This is a genomic window from Pseudomonas sp. FG47, from assembly GCF_057809115.1.
In genome coordinates this window covers 1-22,362 of the sequence record NZ_JBMDJI010000014.1, presented here as the reverse complement: position 1 = coordinate 22,362, position 22,362 = coordinate 1, and the positions used below count along the sequence as shown (strand labels likewise).

Annotated in this window: 16 protein-coding genes; 8 read left to right on the top strand and 8 right to left on the bottom strand. The window is 66.1% G+C overall.

Features of this window, described 5'->3' with window-relative positions; genetic code table 11:
* Window positions 1-9: 9 nt before the first annotated feature.
* The 6 genes from ACODS5_RS12785 to ACODS5_RS12760 all read left to right on the top strand — a co-directional run bounded on the left by ACODS5_RS12785 (window position 10) and on the right by ACODS5_RS12760 (window position 5,532).
* Window positions 10-1,764 (top strand): bifunctional alpha/beta hydrolase/class I SAM-dependent methyltransferase, encoded by a 1,755-nt coding sequence (locus tag ACODS5_RS12785; protein ID WP_489108854.1) that lies wholly within the window; start codon window positions 10-12, stop codon window positions 1,762-1,764.
* Entirely contained in the window at window positions 1,764-3,089 is a 1,326-nt protein-coding gene (locus ACODS5_RS12780; protein WP_134691616.1) for a phosphatase PAP2/dual specificity phosphatase family protein, read from the top strand. The genes ACODS5_RS12785 and ACODS5_RS12780 overlap by 1 nt, the downstream gene beginning before the upstream one ends.
* On the top strand, window positions 3,086-3,505 hold the full coding sequence (locus ACODS5_RS12775) for a hypothetical protein (protein WP_489108853.1): 420 nt from the start codon (window positions 3,086-3,088) through the stop codon (window positions 3,503-3,505). Before ACODS5_RS12780 ends, ACODS5_RS12775 begins: the two co-directional genes overlap by 4 nt.
* Window positions 3,506-3,510: 5 nt before the next feature.
* The gene (locus ACODS5_RS12770) at window positions 3,511-4,134 is read left to right on the top strand and encodes a lysophospholipid acyltransferase family protein (RefSeq protein ID WP_489108852.1); all 624 of its coding nucleotides are present in this window, start codon (window positions 3,511-3,513) and stop codon (window positions 4,132-4,134) included.
* Between the two features lies 1 nt (window position 4,135).
* Window positions 4,136-5,068, top strand: coding sequence for a phosphatidate cytidylyltransferase (locus ACODS5_RS12765; protein ID WP_134691619.1), 933 nt, complete (start codon window positions 4,136-4,138; stop codon window positions 5,066-5,068).
* A gap of 119 nt (window positions 5,069-5,187) precedes the next feature.
* Window positions 5,188-5,532: a cupin domain-containing protein gene (locus ACODS5_RS12760; RefSeq protein WP_023631693.1), complete on the top strand. Its 345-nt coding sequence runs from the start codon at window positions 5,188-5,190 to the stop codon at window positions 5,530-5,532.
* Window positions 5,533-5,633: 101 nt separating this feature from the next.
* Here the strand turns inward: ACODS5_RS12760 and mmsB are convergent, their stop codons facing one another.
* Together mmsB and ACODS5_RS12750 are read right to left on the bottom strand one after the other, a co-directional pair.
* A complete protein-coding gene (gene mmsB, locus ACODS5_RS12755; protein WP_489108851.1) occupies window positions 5,634-6,524 on the bottom strand; it encodes a 3-hydroxyisobutyrate dehydrogenase in 891 nt (296 codons plus the stop codon).
* Window positions 6,525-6,534: 10 nt separating this feature from the next.
* Window positions 6,535-8,061 (bottom strand): CoA-acylating methylmalonate-semialdehyde dehydrogenase, encoded by a 1,527-nt coding sequence (locus tag ACODS5_RS12750; protein WP_489108850.1) that lies wholly within the window; start codon window positions 8,059-8,061, stop codon window positions 6,535-6,537.
* Between the two features lie 133 nt (window positions 8,062-8,194).
* On the opposite strand from ACODS5_RS12750, the gene ACODS5_RS12745 reads away from it, so the two are divergent.
* Complete coding sequence (locus tag ACODS5_RS12745; RefSeq protein WP_489108849.1) at window positions 8,195-9,145, top strand: LysR family transcriptional regulator; 951 nt, start codon at window positions 8,195-8,197, stop codon at window positions 9,143-9,145.
* Between the two features lie 180 nt (window positions 9,146-9,325).
* On the top strand, window positions 9,326-10,516 hold the full coding sequence (gene tuf / locus ACODS5_RS12740; RefSeq protein ID WP_489108848.1) for an elongation factor Tu: 1,191 nt from the start codon (window positions 9,326-9,328) through the stop codon (window positions 10,514-10,516).
* 43 nt (window positions 10,517-10,559) lie between these two features.
* Here the strand turns inward: tuf and yfiB are convergent, their stop codons facing one another.
* The 6 genes from yfiB to recC form a co-directional block, all read right to left on the bottom strand.
* Window positions 10,560-11,042, bottom strand: coding sequence for an outer membrane lipoprotein YfiB (gene yfiB / locus ACODS5_RS12735; protein ID WP_134691632.1), 483 nt, complete (start codon window positions 11,040-11,042; stop codon window positions 10,560-10,562).
* 21 nt (window positions 11,043-11,063) lie between these two features.
* The gene (dgcN, locus tag ACODS5_RS12730) at window positions 11,064-12,335 is read right to left on the bottom strand and encodes a diguanylate cyclase DgcN/YfiN (protein ID WP_134691623.1); all 1,272 of its coding nucleotides are present in this window, start codon (window positions 12,333-12,335) and stop codon (window positions 11,064-11,066) included.
* Window positions 12,332-12,907, bottom strand: coding sequence for a regulatory sequestration protein YfiR (yfiR, locus tag ACODS5_RS12725; RefSeq protein WP_134691624.1), 576 nt, complete (start codon window positions 12,905-12,907; stop codon window positions 12,332-12,334). Before yfiR ends, dgcN begins: the two co-directional genes overlap by 4 nt.
* A 70-nt stretch (window positions 12,908-12,977) precedes the next feature.
* Window positions 12,978-15,053 (bottom strand): exodeoxyribonuclease V subunit alpha, encoded by a 2,076-nt coding sequence (recD, locus tag ACODS5_RS12720; protein ID WP_489108847.1) that lies wholly within the window; start codon window positions 15,051-15,053, stop codon window positions 12,978-12,980.
* Window positions 15,050-18,721, bottom strand: a complete 3,672-nt coding sequence (recB, locus tag ACODS5_RS12715) for an exodeoxyribonuclease V subunit beta (RefSeq protein ID WP_489108846.1) — start codon at window positions 18,719-18,721, stop codon at window positions 15,050-15,052. The genes recD and recB overlap by 4 nt, the downstream gene beginning before the upstream one ends.
* A complete protein-coding gene (recC, locus tag ACODS5_RS12710; RefSeq protein ID WP_489108845.1) occupies window positions 18,718-22,200 on the bottom strand; it encodes an exodeoxyribonuclease V subunit gamma in 3,483 nt (1,160 codons plus the stop codon). Before recC ends, recB begins: the two co-directional genes overlap by 4 nt.
* Between the last annotated feature and the right edge of the window lie 162 nt (window positions 22,201-22,362).

Genomic DNA, 22,362 nt, shown 5'->3' with positions numbered 1-22,362 from the left:
ATATTCGCCATGCGCCAAGCGCAATCGCTGCATTTCTCAACCCATGACGGGGTCGAGCTGCACTACCGTCACTGGCCCGCCACGCGCAACGAGCACCAGCCGCGCCGCGCGCTGGTGATGTTCCACCGCGGCCACGAGCACGGCGGGCGCCTGGCGCACCTGGCCGACGAGCTGGACATGCCCGGCTACGACCTGTTCGCCTGGGATGCCCGTGGCCATGGCCAGTCGCCCGGCGCCCGCGGCGACAGCCCGAGCTTCGCCACCAGCGTGCGCGATGTGCAGACGTTCATCGAGCATATCCAGGCCCGGCACGGTATCGCCGAGGCCGACATGGCGGTGCTGGCGCAAAGTGTCGGCGCGGTGCTGGTGGCCACCTGGGCCCACGACTATGCGCCCAAGGTGCGCTGCCTGGTGCTCGCCTCGCCGGCGTTCAAGGTCAAGCTCTACGTGCCGTTCGCCCGCCCCGGTCTGAAACTGCTCAAGGCCCTGCGCGGCAACTTCTTCGTCAACAGCTACGTCAAGCCACGTCTGCTCACCCACGACCCGGAACGGGTCATGTCCTATGTCGCCGACCCGCTGATCAGCCGGCCGATCTCGGTGACCATGCTGCTGGGCTTGTACGAGGCCGCCGAACGCGTGGTGGCCGATGCCCAGGCGATCCAGGTGCCGACCCAACTGCTGGTCTCCGGCGCCGACTTCGTCGTCGAGCGCGGCCCGCAGCTGCGCTTCTTCGAACGCCTGGGCAGCGCCCGCAAGGAAATGCACCTGCTCCCCGGCTTCTTCCACGACACCTTGGGCGAACGTGATCGGGCCCACGCCCTGGCGCGAATCGAGCGCTTCGTCGCCCATTGCTTCGACGCCCCCGCACCTGTGCCATCGCTACTCGCTGCCGACAAGGCCGGCGCCAGCTGCGCCGAGGCCGAAAGCCTGGCCGCACCGTTGCCGCGCAACTCGCCGCGCGACCTTTACTGGCGCGCCACCCGCGCCAGCCTGCGCCTGGGCCAGGGCCTGTCCGCGGGGATCAAGCTGGGCTTCGACACCGGCTTCGACTCTGGCTCCACCCTCGACTATGTCTACCGCAATATGGCCACGGGCAAAGGCCGCCTGGGCGCGCTGATCGACCAGAACTACCTCAACGCCATCGGCTGGCGCGGCATTCGCCAGCGCAAGCTGCATGTGGAGGAACTGCTGCGCCTGGCCATCACCCAGCTGCGCGCGCAACAACGCCCGGTGCATATCGTCGATATCGCCGCCGGTCACGGCCGCTACATCCTCGAGGCCCTGCAAGGGCTGGAGCAGTTGCCGGACTCGATCCTGCTGCGCGACTACAGCGACCTGAACGTCCAGCAAGGCAGCGCACTGATCGAAGCCAAGGGGCTGGGCCAGGTCGCCCGTTTCGTCCAGGGCGACGCCTTCGACCGCCAGAGCCTGGCCAACCTCGCACCGCACCCCAGCCTGGCCGTGGTTTCCGGCTTGTACGAACTGTTTGCCAGTAACGAGCAGGTGGGCAACTCCCTGGCCGGGCTGGCCGACGCTATCGAGGACGGTGGCTACCTGGTCTACACCGGCCAGCCGTGGCACCCGCAACTGGAGATGATCGCCCGCGCCCTGACCAGCCACCGTGGCGGACAGGCCTGGGTCATGCGTCGACGCAGCCAGGTAGAGATGGACCAACTGGTGGAGGCAGCAGGTTTTCGCAAGCTGACCCAGCGCATCGACGAATGGGGCATCTTCAGCGTCAGCCTGGCGCAACGGGTGCGATGATGGCCCGTGAAAGCGGGCTGATTCGCCGCGGCGTACTGTGGCTGTTACTGCTGGGGCCGTTGTTTTTCCTCAGCTACGGGCTAGCCAACACCTATACCGCCGGGCGCGCGGATATCGCCAGCCTGGTATTCGATTGGGAGCGACACCTGCCGTTGTGGCCCTGGACGATCATCCCGTACTGGTCGATCGACCTGCTGTACGGGCTGTCGTTCCTGCTGCCGCGCTCGCGCTCGGAAATGGACCGCCATGCCCTGGCGCTGCTCACCGCGCAGGTGATCTGCGTGGCTTGCTTCCTGCTCTGGCCGCTGCGCTTCACCTTCGAACGACCCGAGATATCTGGGCTGTTCGGCTGGTTGTTCGATGTGTTGATGGGCTTCGACAAGCCCTACAACCAGGCGCCGTCGTTGCACATTGCATTGCTGGTGATCATCTGGACGATGTTCGCCCGGCATGCGCGCCGTCCTGCCTGGCGCTGGCTGGTGCATGGCTGGATGGGGCTGATCGGTGTGTCGGTGCTGACTACCTGGCAGCATCACTTCGTCGATGTGCCGACCGGGGCGCTGGCGGGTTTCGTCTGCCTGTGGCTGTGGCCGCGCAGCAGCCCGTTGCCCTGGCGGCAGGCAGGTTTGGCGCAAGATCCGCAACGTTGGCGCCTGGCGCTGCGCTATGGCCTGGGCGCGGCCGTGCTGACGCTGCTGGCGATGACGCTCGGCGGTGGCGGATTGTGGTTGCTGTGGCCAGCGCTGTCGTTACTGCTGGTGGCACTGAACTATGCCCTGTTCGGCGCCGCAGGGTTCCAGAAAGGCGCCGACGGGCGGCTGTCGGTGGCCGCCAGCTGGCTGTTGGCGCCCTACCTGCTGGGCGCCTGGATCAATTCGCGGCTATGGACGCGGCGCCATCCGCAGGCGGACGAGGTGGCTGACGGCGTGTATCTGGGCAGGGTACCAGGGCGCACGCAAGCATCGCTGTTCGCAGCGATTGTCGACCTGAGCGCGGAGCTGCCCTGTCTTGCCGTCAGTCGCCCCGCGATGACAACACCACAGCACTACCAGAGCCTGCCAACCCTGGACCTGATCGCCCCAGACCGGGAAACCCTGCAACAGGCCGCCAAGGCCATCGAACACTGCCAGCGCCAAGGCCCGGTGCTGGTCTGCTGCGCCCTGGGCTACTCCCGCAGCGCCAGCGCCGTCGCCGCCTGGCTGCTGCTCAGCGGCCGCTGTGCCTCTGCCGAACAGGCCCAAGCGCTGATTCGCCAGGCGCGCCCCGGCGTGGTCCTGCAGCCGGCCCACCAGCTCGCCCTGCAACAGCTGGAAGCCCATCCATGAACCTATCTGTAGTCGCCAGCCTGCTCGCTCGCGGGCGCCAGCTGGAGCGCCTGTCAGATGGCATCACCCTGCTGGCCCTGGCTTATAGCCTCACACCGCTGCTGGGCATTGCCCTGCATCCGCTCGCCCGCTTGCTCTGCGTGGCGTTGCTGGTAATCGGCCTGGCGCACAAATACTGGGCCATCCGCGTCGCCCTGGATGCCGAGCTGTTCGCACAGCTCGGCGCCAGCGCCGACCTGCCCGCCGACACCGAGGCACTGGACCGCGCACTGTTCGAACTGCGCCTGAAACCGACCCACCACGATCCGCGCGACTGGCCGGGCCGCAGCCAGGCCGCGCTAGCCCTGCTACGCCGCCAGGCCTTGTGCCTGGCCGTGCAGGTGCTGCTGATCGCCACCCTTCCCTTCACCGGATAAACCCGATGCTCGCCAGCCTGACCGCCTTCGTCATCACCTCCGCCGCCCGCCTGATCACCGGCGCCCGTGCCTTGTGGCTGGGCTGCACGCCGCAACCGGTGCAACGCCTGTACTTTGCCAACCACAGCAGCCATGGCGACTTCGTGCTGCTGTGGGCCGCGCTGCCCGAGCCGTTGCGGCGTCGCACCCGGCCCGTGGCGGGTGCCGACTACTGGTGCCAGCCAGGTATCCGCAACTTCCTGATCCGCCAGGTGTTCAACGGCGTGCTGATCGACCGCCAGCACAGCGCAAGCGAGGGCAACCCGCTGCAACCGGTGCTCGATGCCTTTGCCCAGGGCGATTCGCTGATCTTCTTCCCAGAGGGCACGCGCAACCTGACAGACGACCCGCTGCTGCCATTCAAGAGCGGCCTGTTCCACCTGGCCACGGCCAACCCGCAGGTCGAACTGGTACCGGTATGGATCGCCAACCTCAACCGGGTCATGCCCAAGGGCCGCGCCCTGCCGCTGCCACTGCTGTGCACCCTGAGCTTCGGCGAGCCGCTGCACCTGGAGCCGGACGAAAGCAAGCACGCCTTTCTCGAGCGGGCCCGCCAGGCCCTGCTGAACCTGGCCCCGAAGGAGGCCTGAAATGGATCACAACACCCTGTCCCTGTTCGCCGGCATCGGCGCCCTGCTGCTACTCGCCAGCCTGGTCGGCCGCCTGCTCAAGTGGCGCGCCGGCCCGGCGCCGCACGCGGTGATCGACAACCTCAACGCGCGCATCAATGCCTGGTGGGTGATGGTGCTGGTGATCGGCATCGCCTTCCTGTTCGGCAAGTACGGCGTGATCGTGCTGTTCTACGGCGTGTCGTTCTACGCCCTGCGCGAATTCATGACCCTCACCCCGACCCGACGCAGCGACTACCCGGCCCTGGCGGCGGCGTTCTATGTCGCGCTGCCGGTGCAGTACCTGCTGATCGCCATGGACTGGTACGGGCTGTTCAGCATCTTCATCCCGGTATACCTGTTCCTGCTGCTGCCGATCCTGGCCAGCTTCGGCGGCGATACCACACGTTTTCTCGAGCGCGCCTCGAAGGTGCAGTGGGGCTTGATGATCGCGGTGTACTGCGTGTCGTCGGTGCCGGCGCTTATGACCCTGGACATCCCTGGCTACGAGGGCCGCAACCTGCTGCTGATTGCCTGGCTGATCCTCGTGGTGCAGATCAGCGATGTGTTGCAGTACGTGTGCGGCAAGCTGTTCGGCAAGCGCAAGGTGGCGCCCAACCTGTCACCGTCGAAGACCGTCGAAGGCCTGGCCGGCGGCGTGGCGCTGGCCACCCTGGTGGGCGCCTCGCTGTGCTGGATCACCCCGTTCACCTTCTGGCAGGCGGCGCTGATGGCATTGACCGTCAACGCCATGGGCTTCTTTGGTGGGCTGGTGATGTCGGCGATCAAGCGCGACCGTGGGGTTAAAGACTGGGGGCACATGATCGAAGGCCATGGTGGCATGCTCGACCGCATGGATTCGGTGTGCTTTGCCGCGCCAGTGTTCTTCCACTTCGTGCGGTATTGGTGGGCGTGAGGCAAAAGCCCCTGCCGGCATAGCGCGCGCAGACAGCTGAACGTCGAGCCTAGGCAACCGTGCCCAAGGCGATGGCCCTATGGTGATGGATCATTTCGCCACTCATCTGGAGCCACGCCATGTCCGATTTCATCACCGTCCTGCGCGAAACCTGCCCGACCCCGGTGGTCGACGCCACCAAGTGGAAGCGCATCGGCGGCGACCCGCACACCGTCAACCTCAATGCCTACCTGTCCGCCGACGGCAGCAAGATCATGGGCACCTGGATCTGCACGCCGGGCAAGTTCGAGGTCAACTATGAGAAGTGGGAATACTGCCATTTCCTCGATGGCTATTGCATCGTCACGCCTGAGGGTGAAGAGCCGAAGCATCTGAAGGCTGGGGATGTGTTCGTGATCGAACCGGGGATGAAAGGGACCTGGGAAGTGGTCGAGACGGTACGCAAGTACTTCGTCTTTGCCTGATAGCTCGAAGCAAAAAAAATCGCGGAACCCATGCCCCTCCCCCAAGGTGCGCAGTTACAAGGGGGAAGAGCATACGCTCCGCGATCAAGTCCACTCGCGGGTCAATCCTTCTTGCGGTACCCCTCGACGATCGCCGAGAAATCCTTGCTGCCTTCGCCGCGCAGGCTCATGGCCTGGTACAGCTGCTGGGCCACGGCGCCGAGGATCACCGGCTGGTGCGCCTGGCGCGCGGCCTCGGTGGCCAGCCCCAGGTCCTTGAGCATCAGTTCGGCGCCAAAGCCGCCGGTATAACCCCGTGAAGCCGGGGCAGTCTCGATGATGCCTGGCCACGGGTTGTAGGTGTCCGAACTCCAGCAACGTCCGGTCGAGCTGTTGATGATCCCGGCCAGCACCTGGGTGTCGATGCCCAGCGCATTGCCCAGGGCCATGGCCTCGGACACGCCGATCATCGAGATGCCCAGCAGCAGGTTGTTGCAAATCTTGGCGATCTGCCCGGTGCCGACTTCACCGCAGTGCACGATATTGCGGCCCATCTGCTCGAGCACCGGCTTGAGCGTGGCGAACAGCTCGGCGCTGGCGCCGACCATGAAGGTCAGGGTGCCGGCCGCCGCGCCACCGGTGCCGCCGGAGACCGGCGCATCACCCATATCGATGCCCTTGGCCGCCGCGGCCTTGGAGACCTCACGGGCGGTCTGCGGATCGATGGTGCTGCAGTCCACGGTCGGGGTGCCGGGGCGGATGCCGGCCAGCACGCCGGTGTCTTCGTCCAGGTACACGCCACGCACATGAACGGCGGCCGGCAGCATGGTTATCACCAGCTCGCTGTTGGCGGCGGCGTCCTTCGGCGAGGTGCTGACCTGCCCGCCCAGCTCGGCGAGTTCGGCCAGCACGGTCTTGTTCAGGTCGAACAGGTTCAACTGGTGTCCGGCCTTGATCAGGTTACGGGCCATGGGCGCGCCCATGTTGCCCAGGCCAATGAATGCGATACGCATGACGAGCTCCTTAGCGCAGGCTGATGGTGGTGTTCACACCGTCATTGACGCTGTCGTCATCGAACCAACGGGCGGTGACGGTCTTGGTCTGAGTGTAGAACTGCACCACCTGCTTGCCGTATGGGCCGAGGTCGCCAAGCTTGGAGCCACGGGACCCGGTGAAGCTGAAGAACGGCACCGGCACCGGGATCGGGATGTTGATACCCACCTGGCCGATATCGATCTCGCTCTGGAACTTGCGCGCCGCCGCGCCGCTCTGGGTGAACAGGCCGGTGCCGTTGCCGAACGGGTTGGCGTTGACCAGGGCGATGGCCTCGTCGAGGGTATCCACCTCCAAAGTCACCAGCACCGGGCCGAAGATTTCCTGGGTGTAGATCTGCATGTCGGTCTTCACCCCGGAGAACAGGGTCGGGCCGACGAAGTTGCCCTGCTCGTAGCCCGGCACCTTGACGTCACGGCCATCGAGTTCGAGCTTGGCGCCCTCCTTGATACCGCTGTCGATCAAGCCCAGCACGCGCTCCTTGGCGCGCTTGGAGACCACCGGGCCAACATCGGTGCCCGGCTCGTGGCCGGCATTGACCTTGAGCTTGCTGGCCGCTTCCTTGATGTCCGGCAGCCACTCGCGGGCCTTGCCCACCAGCACCGCCACCGAGGTGGCCATGCAGCGCTGGCCGGCCGCGCCGAAGGCGGCGCCGACCAGGGCGTTGATGGTCTGGGTGCGGTTGGCGTCGGGCAGCACCACGGCGTGGTTCTTGGCGCCCATCATCGACTGCACGCGCTTGCCGTGCTGGCTGCCCAGGTTGTAGACGTGGGTGCCGACCTCGGTCGAGCCGACGAAGGAAATCGCCTTGATGTCCGGGTGGGTACAAATGCCATCGACCACCTGCTTGCCGCCGTGCACCACGTTTAGCACGCCGGCCGGGATGCCCGCCTCCAGCGCCAGCTCGACCAGCATCATGGTCGACAGCGGGTCCTGCTCGGACGGTTTGAGCACGAAAGTGTTGCCACAGACGATGGCCATCGGGAACATCCACAGCGGGATCATCGCCGGGAAGTTGAACGGGGTGATGCCCGCGCACACGCCGATCGGCTGGCGCAAGGTGTAGGTGTCGACGCCGCCGGCGACGTTCTCGGCGAACTCGCCCATCTGCAGGGTGCCGATGGACGCCGCGTGCTCGACCACTTCCAGGCCGCGGAAGATATCGCCTTCGGCATCGGCAATGGTCTTGCCCTGCTCGGCGCTGAGGGTCACGGCGATGCGTTTGCTGTGCTCACGGATCAGTGCCTGCAGCTTGAGCATGATGCGCATGCGTGCGCCGATCGGGGTGTCGCGCCAGGTCTTGAAAGCGCGCTCGGCGGCGGCCACGGCGGCGTTCACCTCCTCTTCGGTGGCGAACGGCACCCGCGCCAGCACTTGCTGGGTGGCCGGGTTGACGATGTCGCGCCACTCGGTGGTTTTCGACTCGACCCATTGGCCGTCGATCAGCAGCTTGACCTGCTCGACCTTGGTCTGGTCGGGCGTCTGGGGTGCGTTCATCTGCGCTCTCCTTGGAATTATTGTCGGAACGAAGACGCCTACGCCGGCATGGACACGGGGTGGCGTACAGGGGCTGAGATCGAGTATAGATGTGCAAACATCCAACAAGAATGCACAAAAAAACCGGATCATCATGCAAAAAGACCTCACCTCCCTGAGCGCGCTGAACTGGGACGACCTCAAGTTCTTTCTTGAGGTAGCGCGCACCCGCAAGGCCAGCAGTGCGGCCAAGCGCCTGGCCGTGGACTACACCACGGTGTCGCGGCGCATCGGTTCACTGGAAGGGGCGCTGGGCACTTTGCTGTTCGAAAAATCGCGCACCAACGGCTTCGTCCTCACCGCCGAGGGCCAGCGCCTGCTGGGCTATGCCGAATCGATCGAAAGCACCCTGCACATGGCCTGCGAGCAAGTCTCGGGCTCGGGCGTGGCGTTGTCGGGGCATGTGCGCATGGGCTGCACAGAGGGCTTCGGCAGCTTCTTCGTCACCCCGCAGCTGAGCCATTTCGTCGACGCCTGGCCGGCGATCTCGGTGGATATCCTGCCACTGCCGCACTTCATCAGCCTGTCCAAGCGCGAAGCCGACATCGTCATCGCCTTGGAGCGCCCGGAACATGGCCCTTATGTGTGCTGCAAGCTGTGCGACTACCGCCTACGCCTGTATGCCACCCAGGACTACCTGGACAGCCATGAACCCATCCGCGAGATCGCCGACCTGGGGCGCCACCCGTTCATCAGCTACGTGGACGACCTGGCCTTCAGCTCGGAGCTGCTGTACCTGGCCAACCTGATCCCCAATGCCCAGGCCCACCTGCGCAGCACCAGCGTGATCGCCCAGTACACGGCGGCATTGCAGGGGCGTGGGCTGGCGATCCTGCCGTGCTTCCTGGCCGCGCAGGACCCACGGCTGGTGACGGTGTTGTCGGAGCAGGTCGAGGTGACGCGGCAGTTCTGGATGTACTGCCGGGAGGACCTGCGCAAGTTGAAGCGGATCACCCTGCTGTGGGATTACATACGTGAGGTGACCGAGGCCAATGCACCGTTGTTGATGGGGGAGACGCGGGAGATGAAGTTCGCTCGGGATTGACACCTCATCCGAAGGGGGTTGCGCTGTCGAGCAGAGAACAGAAGCTGATAGCACAGCACCCCCTCTCGCGCAGCCACACCCGACCGCACTGCCGGCATGACCTGGTAATTCTGTCAGTAGACTCACCATGGAATAGGGCGCCAAATGTTTCCTGAATTTGCCGTTCAGGGAGCAACTGCAATGACCAAGGAAAAGTTCTCACGCGACAAAACCCACGTTAACGTCGGCACCATTGGTCATGTGGACCATGGCAAGACAACACTTACCGCTGCCCTGACAAGAGTCAGCTCAGAGGCGTTCGGCTCGGACGTCGTTGCGTTCGACAAGATAGACTCGGCGCCAGAAGAGAAAGTGCGCGGTATCACCATCAACACCGCCCATGTCGAATATGAGTCGCACACACATCATTACGCTCACTTCGACTGTCCCGGTCACGACTACGTGAAGAACATGATCACCGGTGCTGCCCAGATGGACGCCGCGATCCTGGTTTGCTCGGCCGCCGATGGTCCGATGCCACAAACCCGTGAGCACATCCTGCTGTCCCGTCAGGTTGGCGTTCCGTACATCGTGGTCTTCCTGAACAAGGCTGACCTGGTAGACGACGCTGAGCTGCTGGAACTGGTCGAGATGGAAGTTCGCGACCTGCTGTCCACCTACGACTTCCCAGGCGACGACACTCCGATCATCATCGGTTCGGCTCGTATGGCCCTGGAAGGCAAAGACGACAACGAAATGGGCACTACCGCTGTCAAGAAGCTGGTAGAAACTCTGGATGCCTACATCCCTGAGCCAGTTCGTGCCATCGACCAGCCGTTCCTGATGCCAATTGAGGACGTTTTCAGTATTACGGGGCGCGGCACTGTTGTGACCGGCAGAGTCGAGCGTGGCATCATTCGTATCCAGGAAGAAATCGAAATCGTTGGCCTACGTCCAACCACCAAAACCACCTGCACCGGCATTGAGATGTTCCGCAAGCTGCTGGACGAAGGTCGTGCTGGCGAGAACTGCGGCATTCTGCTGCGTGGTATCCCGCGTGGGACTATCGAGAGAGGTCAGGTTCTTGCGAAGCCAGGCACTATCAAGCCTCACACCAAGTTCACCGCAGGAGTCTACGTCCTGTCGAAGGAAGAAGGCGGCCGCCACACTCCGTTCTTCACAGGCTACCGTCCTCAGTTCTACTTCCGTACCACTGATGTGACCGGTACCTGCGAGCTGCCGAAAGGCGTTGAAATGGTAATGCCTGGTGACAACAGTCAGATGACTGTCACCCTGATCATGCCCATCGCAATGGAAGGCGGTCTGCGCTTCGCCATCCGTGAAGGCGGTCGTACCATCGCCGCCGGCGTCGTGGTCGAAATCCTCGAATAGACCGAGCAGCCGTGATGGGACTGCCCGTCAGCCGTCCCATCCCTCATTCCGACCCCACCACGATCGACACCCGGCGATTCTCCATGCGCCCCGCCGCGGTGCGGTTGTCCGCCACCGGCTGGCTGCTGCCCATGCCGCGGGTCTGGATGTTCTGCGGCTGCATGCCGATGCCGGCCAAGGCCTTGGCCACGCTCTGCGCGCGGCGCTCGGACAACTGCTGGTTATAGGCGGCCTTGCCCGAGGCGTCAGCGTGGCCGTCTATGCGCACCCGCTGGATGTTCACCGACAGCAAGGCCTTGCCGATTCGCTCGACGATCGATTCGCTCTGGCTGTTGAGGCTGTCCAGGTCGCTGCCGAACAGCACCTTGCCCGACAGGTCGAACGCCCAGCCTTCGTCGGTCGGGGCGAAGCCCTCGCGCTTGAGCACCGCCACCTGCTCGGCGGTCAGGCCCTTGGGCGGCACGCTCTGGCAGCCGCCAAGCGCCAGCAGCGCGAGCAGCAGGGCAAGCATCGGGAAACGCAGCATGAAAAAACGGTTGGTCACGGTTCAGCTCCTGTTCTTTACGTCAGTGGCACGGCGCTCCGGCTGGGCCACTTGCCAATGGCCACGGCGCTTGCGCTTGGCCTGGTACATCGCCGCATCGGCGGCATTGAGCAGACTGGCCGGGTCGCGGCCGTCGTCGGGGTAATAGGCGATGCCGACACTCAGCGAAGTAGTGATGCTGTTGCCATCCTCCAGCGGCACCGGCACCTTCATGCTGGCGATGATCTTCTCGGCGATGCGCTGGGCGTCCTCGCGCGAGTGCAGCGGCGTCAGCAGAATGGCGAACTCGTCGCCGCCCAGGCGCGCCACCAGGTCATGCTCGCGCAGCTGCGCGCGCACCCGGCTGGCGACGCTGACCAGCACCTGGTCGCCCACCGCGTGGCCGAGGCTGTCGTTGATCTGCTTGAAATGGTCGCTGTCGAGGAATAGCAGCGCCAGGTGCTCCTCGTTGCGCGCGGCGCTGCGCAGGCTGCGGCTCAAGCGGCCCTCGAAGAACGCGCGGTTGGGCAGGCCAGTGAGGCTGTCGTGGCTGGCCTGGTGGGCGAGGCTCTCGTTCTCGCTCTGCAAGTGGCTGTGCCAGGCTTCCAGCTCATCGAGCAGGGCGTTGAAGTCGTTACCCAGCTCATTGAGCTCGGCGATCTGCGTCTCGGGCACGCGCCGGTCGAAACTACGCTCGCGGCGCGCCGCGTGGGCGACGCTGGCCAGGTGGCGCAGCGGCCGGATGATATCGCCGAACACCCGGCGCGACAGGTACAGCGCCAGCACCGCGCTGAGCACGGTACACACCAGGATGCCAACCAGGCCGCTGAGCAGGAAGCGCACCAGGCTGCCGCCCTGCCCGGTCAGCTCGATATGGCCGACCCGCTGGCCCATGTGCTGCACCGGCATGTTGATCGGCTCTTCCAGCAGGCTGCGCGCCACCTGGCTCTGCAACTGCGCCATCACTCCCTGCTCATCGCGTTGCCAATGGGCCAGCAGGTCGCCGTCGTTGTCGTACACCTTGGCGTCGGCCACCTCCTCGGTGGCGGCGATCAGCGCCAGCGCCTCGTTGGCCGCGGCGCTGTCGTCGAACACCACGGCGGCCTCGACGGTGTAGTTGATGGAGCGGGCGATCAGGTGCAGGTTGTGGTTGGCGTAGACCCGCAGCGCCGCGACCCCGAGCAGGGTCACCAGCACACCGGCAAGACCGGCGGCGAGCAAGGCCACGCCCAGGTGGCCGCGGCCCAGTACCGCACGCAAGGTTGGCCGGCTGACGCGCTTGGCTGGACGTTTCATGGCTGCCCTGCCCGGCGGCGCGACAGTTGCAGCACGCTGGGGTGGATGCGCACGCCGCTGCGCGCGACCGAGTCGAGGTTGACGTCGAAGGCCACCTGCGGGTCGCCAATGCGCAGGCAGAACAGGCTGCCGACCGTGCACGGGTCGCCGGCCTCGCTGATGCTCAGTACCGGATGGCCGTTGAGCGCCTGGAACAGCCGCTCGCGATGGGCCTGGTCGAGCTTGCCGATGTACACCGCATCGCAGGCACTGGCCACGCTCGGGTCATTGGCCAGAAGGCGCCGCACCTGCAGCGGCTGCCCGGAGTTCTGCACATTGCCCTTGATCAGGTCATCGGCGTACTCGGTGGGGCCGATCAGGCACAGGCGCAAGGGGTTGGGCTCGGCCGGCCAGCGTGCGTAGCTGAGAATGCCCAGCACCACCTGGGTAACGGCCCGGGCGCGCTGCTGCACTTGCGCGTCCGGCACGGTGCCGGCCGCCCAGGCAGACGCGCCGTTCGACAACAGCAGGGCCATCAGCAGCGAGAACGCACAGCCCGTCACTCGTCTCAAGGCCGAGACAGCCACTGTCATGGAGGGAAATCTCACAAAAGTATTTGCAGATAATGCCGCAACGATAGCATATCGGCGGCGAACTCCAGAGTCAGACTTGCTCCAGCATCAGCCCCGACACCCGCCTGACCTTGCGCTCCACAGCCTCCTCGAACACCCCGGCGCGCGGCTCGATCAGGCTGAAGCAGTGCTTGGCGCGGGTGATGCCGGTGTACACCAGTTCCTTGGTCAGCACCGGGTTCAGCGCATCGGGCAACACCAGCGCGGTATGGCTGAACTCCGAGCCCTGAGACTTGTGCACGGTCATGGCGAACACGGTTTCCACTTCGCTGAGCCGGCTGGGCAGGACGAAACGCACGCCACCACTGCCATCGTTGCGCGGGAAGGCCACGCGCAGCAGCGCCTCGCCCTGCTCGTCCGGCAGGCGCAGGGCAATGCCGATATCACCGTTCATCAGGCCAAGGCCGTAGTCGTTGCGCGTCACCAGCACCGGGCGGCCCTCGTACCAGGGTTGCTGGGTGTCGATCAGCCCGGCATTGTGCAGCACCCGGGCGACCCGTTCGTTCAGCCCTTCGACGCCCCAGGCGCCCTTGCGCACCGCGCACAGCAACTGGAACGCCTCGAAACTGCGCAGCACCTCGCCGGCCCATTGCTCCCAGCGCGGATCGTCGACGGGCGTGCCCGGCGCCGGGCGCAAGCGGCCAATCGTGCGCAGGTAGCTGCGGTAGCCTTGCGGACCCTCTGCGCCCTGGTTGAGGCCATCGAGCAGCAGGCGATCGAAGCGCTTGTCGTGCTCGCCACCGAGCGTCAGGCAGAACACATCGTCGAGCCGGGTGGCCAACAGCGCCCGCGCCTCCTGCGCCTGCTGGCGGTTGACCAGCCGCGCCAGCTGGCCGATGCCGCTGCCCTCACCAAAGCGCCGGGAATGGCGCAACATGACAATCTGCTGGGCCAGTGGCTTGCGCGGCTCAACGCCCGCTTGCAAACCGATGTCGGCCAGCGACTGCCCCCCCACTTGCTCCAGCCAGGCCAGGGTCTGCGGCCAGTAGCAGCCATCCTCGGCATCCCGGCACAGGTCGCCCAGCACCGCGCCGGCTTCCACCGAGGCCAACTGGTCCTTGTCGCCCAGCAGCACCAGACGCGCGCTGGCCGGCAGGGCATCGAGCAGGTTGGCCATCATCTCCAGGTCGATCATCGACGCCTCGTCGACCACCAACACATCCAGCGGCAAGGGATTGCCCGCGTGATGGCGGAAGTGCCGCGACCCGGGGCGGCTGCCCAGCAGGCGGTGCACGGTGCTGACCTCGGTGGGGATCTGCTCGCGCACCTCGGCTGCCACTTGCAGGCGCGCCACCTGTTGGCCAATGGATTCGGTCAGACGTGCCGCGGCCTTGCCGGTCGGCGCTGCCAGGCGGATACGCAGCGGCCGCCCCTGCTCGACCGCGGGCGCCTGCAACAGGGCCAGCAGGCGCACCACAGTGGTGGTCTTGCCAGTACCCGGGCCTCCGGTGATCACGCTGAAACCGGCTCGGGTAGCCAAGGCACAGGCAAGCTTTTGCCAATCCACCTCCCCCGCGGGGGCGCCGCCGTCGAACAACTGCGCCAGGCGCTGCGGCAAGTCAGCCTGCAACGGCAGCTGCCGTGCCAGACGCTGGTGCAGCGTGGCGTCGATGCGCCGCTCGTAGGTCCAGTAGCGCCGCAGGTACAGGCGTTCGCCACTGAGCACCAAGGGTCGTGGGCGTTGCGCAAGGGCATCGCCATCGGCCACCAGGGTGCTCTGGCCGATGCGCTGCAACCACAGCCCCAGGTCGAGGCTGCCCAGCAGCTGCGAGGGCAGCAGCAGGGGACCGGTCAAGGCATCCCCTTCCGGTGGCAACGACAAGGCAAAGTCCGGTTCGGCAAGGGTCTGGCGCAGGTCGAGGCAGACATGGCCATGGCCCAGCTGATGGCTGGCCAACGCCGCCGCCAGCAGCACTAGCGGGTCGCTGCCGGGCGCGCGCTCCTCGAGGAAGCTGACGAACGCCCGGTCAAGGGCGCGCAGCCAGCCACGCTCGACCCAGCGATCGAGCAGGGCCAGCAGGTCATGGCTGTCGCCCAGTGGCGCCAGGGCGCTGAGGTGTTCGGCCTGCAATGGCGTTGGCAGCAGGTCGTCGAGGCGTCGGCTCATGGCGCGGCTCCGGCAAACAGGTCCTGTTGTTCGGGTGCGTGCTCGCCGCGGAACAGCGCGTCGAGCTGCTCGATCAGCGCCCGTGGCGGCCGGGTGTGGTACAGCCCATGGCCCGCCGTGGTGACACCACGCAGGAAGATGAACAAGGCACCGCCGACATGGCGGTCGTAGTCGTAGTCGGGCAGGCGTGCGCGCAGTTGGCGATGCAGGGCCAGCAGGTAGAGCACGTACTGTAGGTCGTAGCGATGCTCGAGGATCGCCTGCTCCATGGCCTGGGCCTCGTAGGCGCCGGCATCGGGGCCTAGCCAGTTGGACTTGTAGTCGGCCACGTAGTAGCGCCCATCGAGTTCGAAGGCCAGGTCGATGAAGCCCTTGAACATGCCGTTGAGCACGGTCGGCAAGGCCCCCGGGCGCGCGGCGCCGACATGGGTATGGCGCGCCACCAGTTGATCGAGCTGCTGCGCATCGACCCGGTGGCTGGCGAACCAGAACTCCATCTCGATCTGGTACTGGCGCAACCCCGCCAGGCTTACGGTAGTACCCTGCAGCGGCAAGGGCTGTACCAGCAGCTGTTGCAGCCATTGCGTGAGCGTCGGGATCCAGCCTTTCCAGTCACGCCGGTTGCAACGCCGGCCAACGGTGCGCTCGATCTCGGCGGGCTGGGCACTGACCTCGGCAAAGCCTTCGCGCCCGGCCCACTCGAGCAGGCCATGGAGGAAGGTGCCGGGGTTCGGGCCGCGCGGGAAGCGATGAATGTCGCCCGCCTCGGCCGGCACCTCGCGCAGCAACTGGCTGTCCAGGGTTTCGTCGTCCAGCAGTTGCTGGGCCTGGGAGCTGTCGGCGACCAGCGTCTGGTCGCCCAGGCGCAGGGCGCTGTACGAGGCGATCCACCAATGCTCGGCGGCGGCGCGCCGTGGTTTGCGCGGTGGCAGCAGCTCGCGCTGGTTGTCCGGTATGCGGTAGCGCTGTTCGTCGGCCTGCGGCAACGGCAGCCTGACGATGCTTGGGCTACTGGCCGCCAGGGTGTCGAGCCACGCGGCCAATTGATTGCTCGCCGCCAGCGGCACGCCACCGCCGAGCAGGTAGCCCAGGGCCGAACGGTGCAACTGCGAACCGCGCTGGGTGCCGCGCTTGAGGTCGGCCACCCCCAGCCAGCAGGCATGCTGGGCCCGGGTCAAGGCCACGTAGAGCAGGCGCAGGTCCTCGGCCAGGCGTTCATCGTCGGCGCGCTCGATCTGCCGTGCATCGGGGGTCAACGTGAGGTGTGCGACCCCCTCGTCGTCATGCCAGCCCAGCGGCAGGCGCTGGCCGTCCACCGGCTTGCTGGTGCAGATGAACGGCAGGTAGACCAAGGGGTACTCCAGGCCCTTGGACTTGTGGATGGTCACCACCTTGACCAGCTGTTCGTCGCTCTCCAGGCGCAGGATCTGCTCTTCGCCGGCCTGCCCGGCGGTGGCCAGGTGCTCGGTGAGGTGACGGATCAGCGCCTGCTCGCCATCCAGTTCGCCCGCCGCCTGTTGCAGCAGCTCGGCCAGGTGCAGCAGGTTGGTCAACACCCGTTCGCCGTCGCTGCGGCCCATGAGCGTGCGCGGCAGCCGGAAGTCATGCAGCAGGCGGCGCAGCATCGGCAGCACGCCCTGGCGCTGCCAGGTATCGCGGTAACGCCGAAAACGCATCACCCAGTCCTCCCAGACGCGCTCGTCCTGGTTCAGCCGCTCCAGTTCGATCAACGGCAGGTCGAGGGTCAGGCTGGCCAACGCGGCCTTGAGCAGGCGCTCGGAGTCCGGCTCGGCGCAGGCCTTGAGCCAGGCCAGCAGGTCGTGGGCCTCCTGGGCGGCGAACACCGAGTCCTTGTCCGAGAGGTACACGCTGCGCACGTCGCGGGCAGCCAGCTCGGCGCGGACCATCTGCGCCTCGCGGCCATCGCGCACCAGGATGGCGATATCCGACGGTAGGCACGGCCGCAGCTTGCCGGCCGCATCGGCGAAACCGGTGACTCCCTGCTGGCCGCCATCGAGCACGGCGACGATATGGCTGGCGCAACTGGCCGCCAGGCGCTGGCGGTACAGGGTGCTGGAGACCGGCTCGTCACTCTCCAGGTGCCAGCATTGCAACGCGGCGCTGGCCTGACCGTCGATCAGCAACTGCTCGCTGCGGCCCTTGGCATGGACTTCGACGAAGGGCAGCGGGTTGTCGCCCTCGGCGCGGAACAGGAACGCACCGCGCCCTTCGCGGCGCGCCTCGGCCTCGAGGAACACCCGGTTGACCGCCGCGACCATGGCCTGGCTGGAGCGGTAGTTGGTGTCCAGGCTGTGCAAGCGCCCGGCGGTGGCACGCCGGGCGGCCAGGTAGGTGAAAATGTCGGCGCCGCGGAAGGCGTAGATCGCCTGCTTGGGGTCGCCGATCATGAACAGGCCGGTGTCCGGGTTGTTTTCGCCGATCCGGTAGATGCGCTCGAAGATGCCGTACTGCACCGGGTCGGTGTCCTGGAATTCGTCGATCAAGGCCACCGGGAACTGCTCGCGGATCAACCCCGCCAGGCGCTCGCCAGCGTCGCTGCCCAGTGCATGCTGCAAGCGCAGGAGCATGTCGTCGAAGCCCATTTCGGCACGTCGGCGCTTTTCCACCTCGAAGCGCGCCGAGACCCACGCCGCGGCATGCTCCAGCAGGCGCGCATCGGGGCTGGCGAGCCCCTGCAATTGCTCGCGCAGGGTTTCCATGGCCCGCAGCGCCGGGTGTTCGGGTGGCTCGCCGGCCTTCCAGGCTTCAGCCATGCCGACCGGGGTCAGGCGGGTGAAACCGGTGCCCAGGTCCAGCTCCATGGCCTGCCCATCAGCAGCCCAGGCGCGCAGCTTGTCGAACCAGGGCTCGAAGTAGCGCGCTTGCAACTTACGCCCGTCCGCCTGCTTGGCGGCCACGGCATCGCGACAGATCTGCTGCAACTCGTCGGCCCAGACGCCCCATGGCGCCTTGAGTTGGCCCAACTGCTCGGTGCGCTGGCGCAGGGTCGCTTCGATCAGCGCCTGCGGGTCGTCTTCGTCGGCCTGGCCACGCACCCGCCCGAACAACGGCCTGATGCGCGGCAGCAAGGCATCTGGGCTACCCCAGTTGCCACGCACCCAAGCCAGCGATTCGCCGCGCATGCCGTAGCAGAAGCGCCGCCAGTAATCGCGCATGACCTGCCCAAGCAGTTCGCTATGGTCGGTTTCCAGGCTCTGGGTGAACAGGCTGCCACTGTCGAAGGCGTGTTCGCGCAACATGCGCTGGCACCAGCCGTGGATGGTCGACACCGCCGCTTCGTCCATCCATTGCACGGCGATCTCCAGGCGGCTGGCGCAACGCGGCCAGTGCGCCTGTGGATAATCGTCACGCAGTTGATGCAACAGCAGATCGGCGTCTTGCAGCTCGCCACGGAAGAACCGCGCCGCCTCCGCCAGACGCGCGCGGATACGCTCACGCAGCTCCTTGGTGGCGGCGTCGGTGAAGGTCACCACGAGGATCTGCGGCGGCAGCAGTTCGCGGCTGAACGCCTGCGCGCCGCCATGCCCGAGGATCAGGCGCAGGTACAGCGCGGAAATGGTGAAAGTCTTGCCGGTACCGGCGCTGGCCTCGATCAGTTGGCTGCCGTGCAGGGGGAAACTCAGCGCCAGGGGGCGGGCTTGGCTCATTGGTCGCTCTCCGGGTTACCCAGGGTCTGCCAGGGCGCGGCGAACAGCGGGCGATACAGGGTTTCGCACCAACCTTCGAACGTCTCGTCCAGGGCCAGCGCGGCAAAGTCACGGAATTGCCGGGCCAGGGCCAGGCTCTCGCTGCGCTCGCCGAAACTGTTCTGGCCATCGCCTTCGTAAGCGCGGCTCGCTGCAGCCAAGGCCTTGTCCGGGTCTTCCTGGGCGAGCCAGGCGAAGGCGGTCTTGGTCGCCACCGGCAACGGTGTGTTCATGCCTGCCTGGCGCGCCACCAGCAAATCACCCAGGCGCTCGGCGGCCTCATGCTGGGGCAGTGGGCCCAGCAGCAGGGTGATATCGCTGGCCACCAAGGCGCTGTGCTGTGGATAACCGCAGGCGCATGCGGCCAGGTGCATGACCCAGGTCGGTACCAGGCGGTGCCATTTCAGGTTGTTGCGCCCCGCGCTGATGGCATTGGGTACCGTGGCAATGCTCAGCAGGCTCTGGTCTTCGGCCTGGTAGACCCGGCCGAGCCAGCCTTCCAGGCGGTGCGGCCCGTGTTCGAAGTGAATCGGCAAGGCGCCTTCGACCACGCTCGGCCAACGCTGCAGCAACTGCCGGTGGCGTTGCAGCAGGTCCGGCAGCGGCTGGATCAGCTCAACCTGCAGGGCCTCGCCGAAACCGGCCAGGGGCAGCAGGCCACAGGCCTGGAGGCGGCGCGCCTGGGTGTGCAGCGCTTGCTCGGCGTTGTCCGGGTCGGCCAGCGCCGCGCCCAGCAGGCTTTCACTGAGGCCGTAGCGTTGCAGCGCATCGAGACTGAAGGGCTCTTCGTCCGGGGTCGGTGCTTCCAGGGCTTCGAAGAACACTTTCAGGCGCTGGCTGAAGAAGTGGCGTACCGGGTGACGCAAAAAGTCCTGCAACTGCGTCAGGCTCAGCGGTTCATCGCTGCTGTAAGGCGACAGCCTGGCATGCTCGGCCTGTCCCTCGGCATCGGCCTGGTGCAGCACCAACCACTCGTTGGCGAAGCTGAACAGCGGGCTACCTTTCTGGAAGTAGCGCTGGCTGAAAGGTTGCAATGGGTGCTCCTGGGTCAGCGCGTGGAGCAACTGTTGCCCCGGGTCGTCCCGTTGCCCGGCCTTGACGCCGGCCAACTGCCAACCGGCGGCCAGGTGATCGCGCAACTGGCCGACCAGCACCGAGGCCGGGCGCTCGCTGTTGTCGCGAATACTGCGGCCCACCCAACTGACATACAACTGGTCACGTGCCGAAAGCAGGGCCTCGAGCAACAGGTAGCGGTCATCTTCGCGGCGCGAACGGTCGCCAGGTCGATAGTCGCTGGCCATCAGGTCGAAATCCAGTGGCGGCTGCGCCCTCGGGTAGTCGCCGTCGTTCATGCCCAGCAGGCAAACCACGCGGAACGGGATGGCTCGCATCGGCATCAGCGTGCAGAAATTCACCGAGCCGGCCAGGAAACGCTGGGACAACTTGCCCTGATCCAGGCCCGACAACCAGGCCTCGCGGACCACCGTCAACGGCAGCAGGTCCTGCAGGCCGACCGCCTCGCAGGTTTCCAGCCAGGTGTCGCGCAGGTCCTGGAGCTGCACCAGCAGCAGTTCGTCATGTTCATCCTCGGCCAGGAAGAACACCTGCAACAGGGCATGCAGCCGCTCGCCCCACTCAGTGGCGGTGGCAGGTTGCGACAGGGCCTGGCAGGCCACGTCCAGGGCATCGAGCAGCGCGACCAGCGGGCCGATCAACGCAGCATCAAGGCCACCGATCTCGTCGTAGGGCTCGATACCGTCGCAGCCCTCGCCCACCCCCACGGCATAGCCAAGCAGCATGCGCCGCAGGCCGAATCGCCAGCTGTTCTGCTCCAAGCCTTCGGGCAGGCCCAGGGTGGCACGCTGCTGGGCACTGAGCCCCCAGCGAATGCCGGCGCCTTCGATCCAGCGGTGCAAGGTGGCCAGGTCGCTCTGCTGGATGGCAAAGCGGGCACGCACGGCCGGGACATCCAGCAGGTCGAGCACTTCGCTCACGGCGAAGCGGCTGTCGGGCAACTTGAGCAGGTGCTCCAGCGCGATCAGCAACGGGTCGCGGCCACGCTGGCCCTGGTCGGTCAGGGTGAAGGGGATGTAGCGCGGGTCGTTGCGCTCCAGCTGGCCGAATACCGCGCGGATGTGCGGCGCGTAGGTATCGATCGCCGGAAGCATGACGATGATATCCCGCGGGCGCAGGCTCGGGTCGGCGCTGAACCTGGCGAGCAACTGGTCATGGAGGATCTCCACCTCACGTTGCGGGCTGTGGGCGACATGAAAGCGCACCGAGCGGTCCTTGGCAGGCTCCACCGCCGGCCATTGCTCGCGGGTCTCCGCCAACGGGCGCAGCTCGAGGATATCGTCCTGCAACTGGTTGAGCAGGGTCTTCGGCTCGCCGTCACTGAACAGGTCGATGCGCCCGTCGCTGAAGACGCTCTGGTAGCTGCCAGGGTCGTCGTAACTGTCAAGCAGGTTGATGTAGTCGCGGCCCTGTTTGCCCCAGGCGGCTAGCAATGGGTGGGCGTGCTGGTGCAGCAGTTCGTCGTCCAGTTGCAGTGGCATGCCCTGCTTGCGCTGCTGGCGTTTGTACTGGTGACGCAGCAGGTCCTTGTCGGCGACGATGTCGCCCCAGTGATGGCGGCAGGGGTTGTGCACGCACAGCAGAACCTGGCTGAAACGGGCAAGACCGGCCAGCGCCTCGAGAATCTGCGCAGGCAGCGACGAGATACCGAAGACGATCAGCCGCGCAGGCAGGCCGGCGGGGGCTTGCTCCAGGCTGTTGATCCGCTCAATGAAGCGTTGGTGCACCCCGGCCCGACTTTGCGCCATGCCGGCTTCACCGACGTCCTCGAGCAGGATCCGCCACAACTCGGCCTGCCAGCGATTACCTGAGGCCATGGGCTTGCGCTCACCGCGCGCGCTGTTGAGTACATGGGCACCGTTGGCCCAGTCCTTGAGCCAGTCGGCGCGGTAGACCTGGTACTGGTCGAACAGATCGGCCAGGCGCTCGGCCAACTGGTAGCGCTTGCGCAAGTCGCTGTCATCGGTGAGGAAGCGGCGCAGCGGCTCGAAGTGCGGTAGCTCGATCACCCCCGGGAGCAGGCGCATCAGGCGCCAAGTCAGCGGGGCCTTGTCGAGCAGCGACACCTCGGGGATTTCGTCGCGGCCCAGTACCCGGCGATACAGCTGCCACATGAAACTGCCCGGCAATTGCACCTCGATCGCCGCGGCAATGCCACACCCTCCCTGGTCGTCCTCCTGGGGATCCTCGGCCAGGGCCAGCTTCAGCCATTGGGCGATACCGTTGCTCTGCACCAGGGCGATTTCGTTTTCCAGCGGCGCCAAGGGATAGCGACGCATCACGCTCACTACCAGGTTGCGCAAATCATCCAGGCGGTTGCCCTGGACGATCATGAAGCCTGGGTGCAGTGAGGTGGTCTGGGGCATTGGTTGTTCTCGGGAGGCGGTCGGTTCCAAGGGGGAACCTTAACACGGAGCAGATGGCGGCAGCGTCGCTTGCCTGCGGCGCCCGGCACCGGTAACCGGTATTTTGCCGCCACAAAGACAAAACCCCTACCTGCTCGCGCAGATAGGGGTTTTGCGAAATGA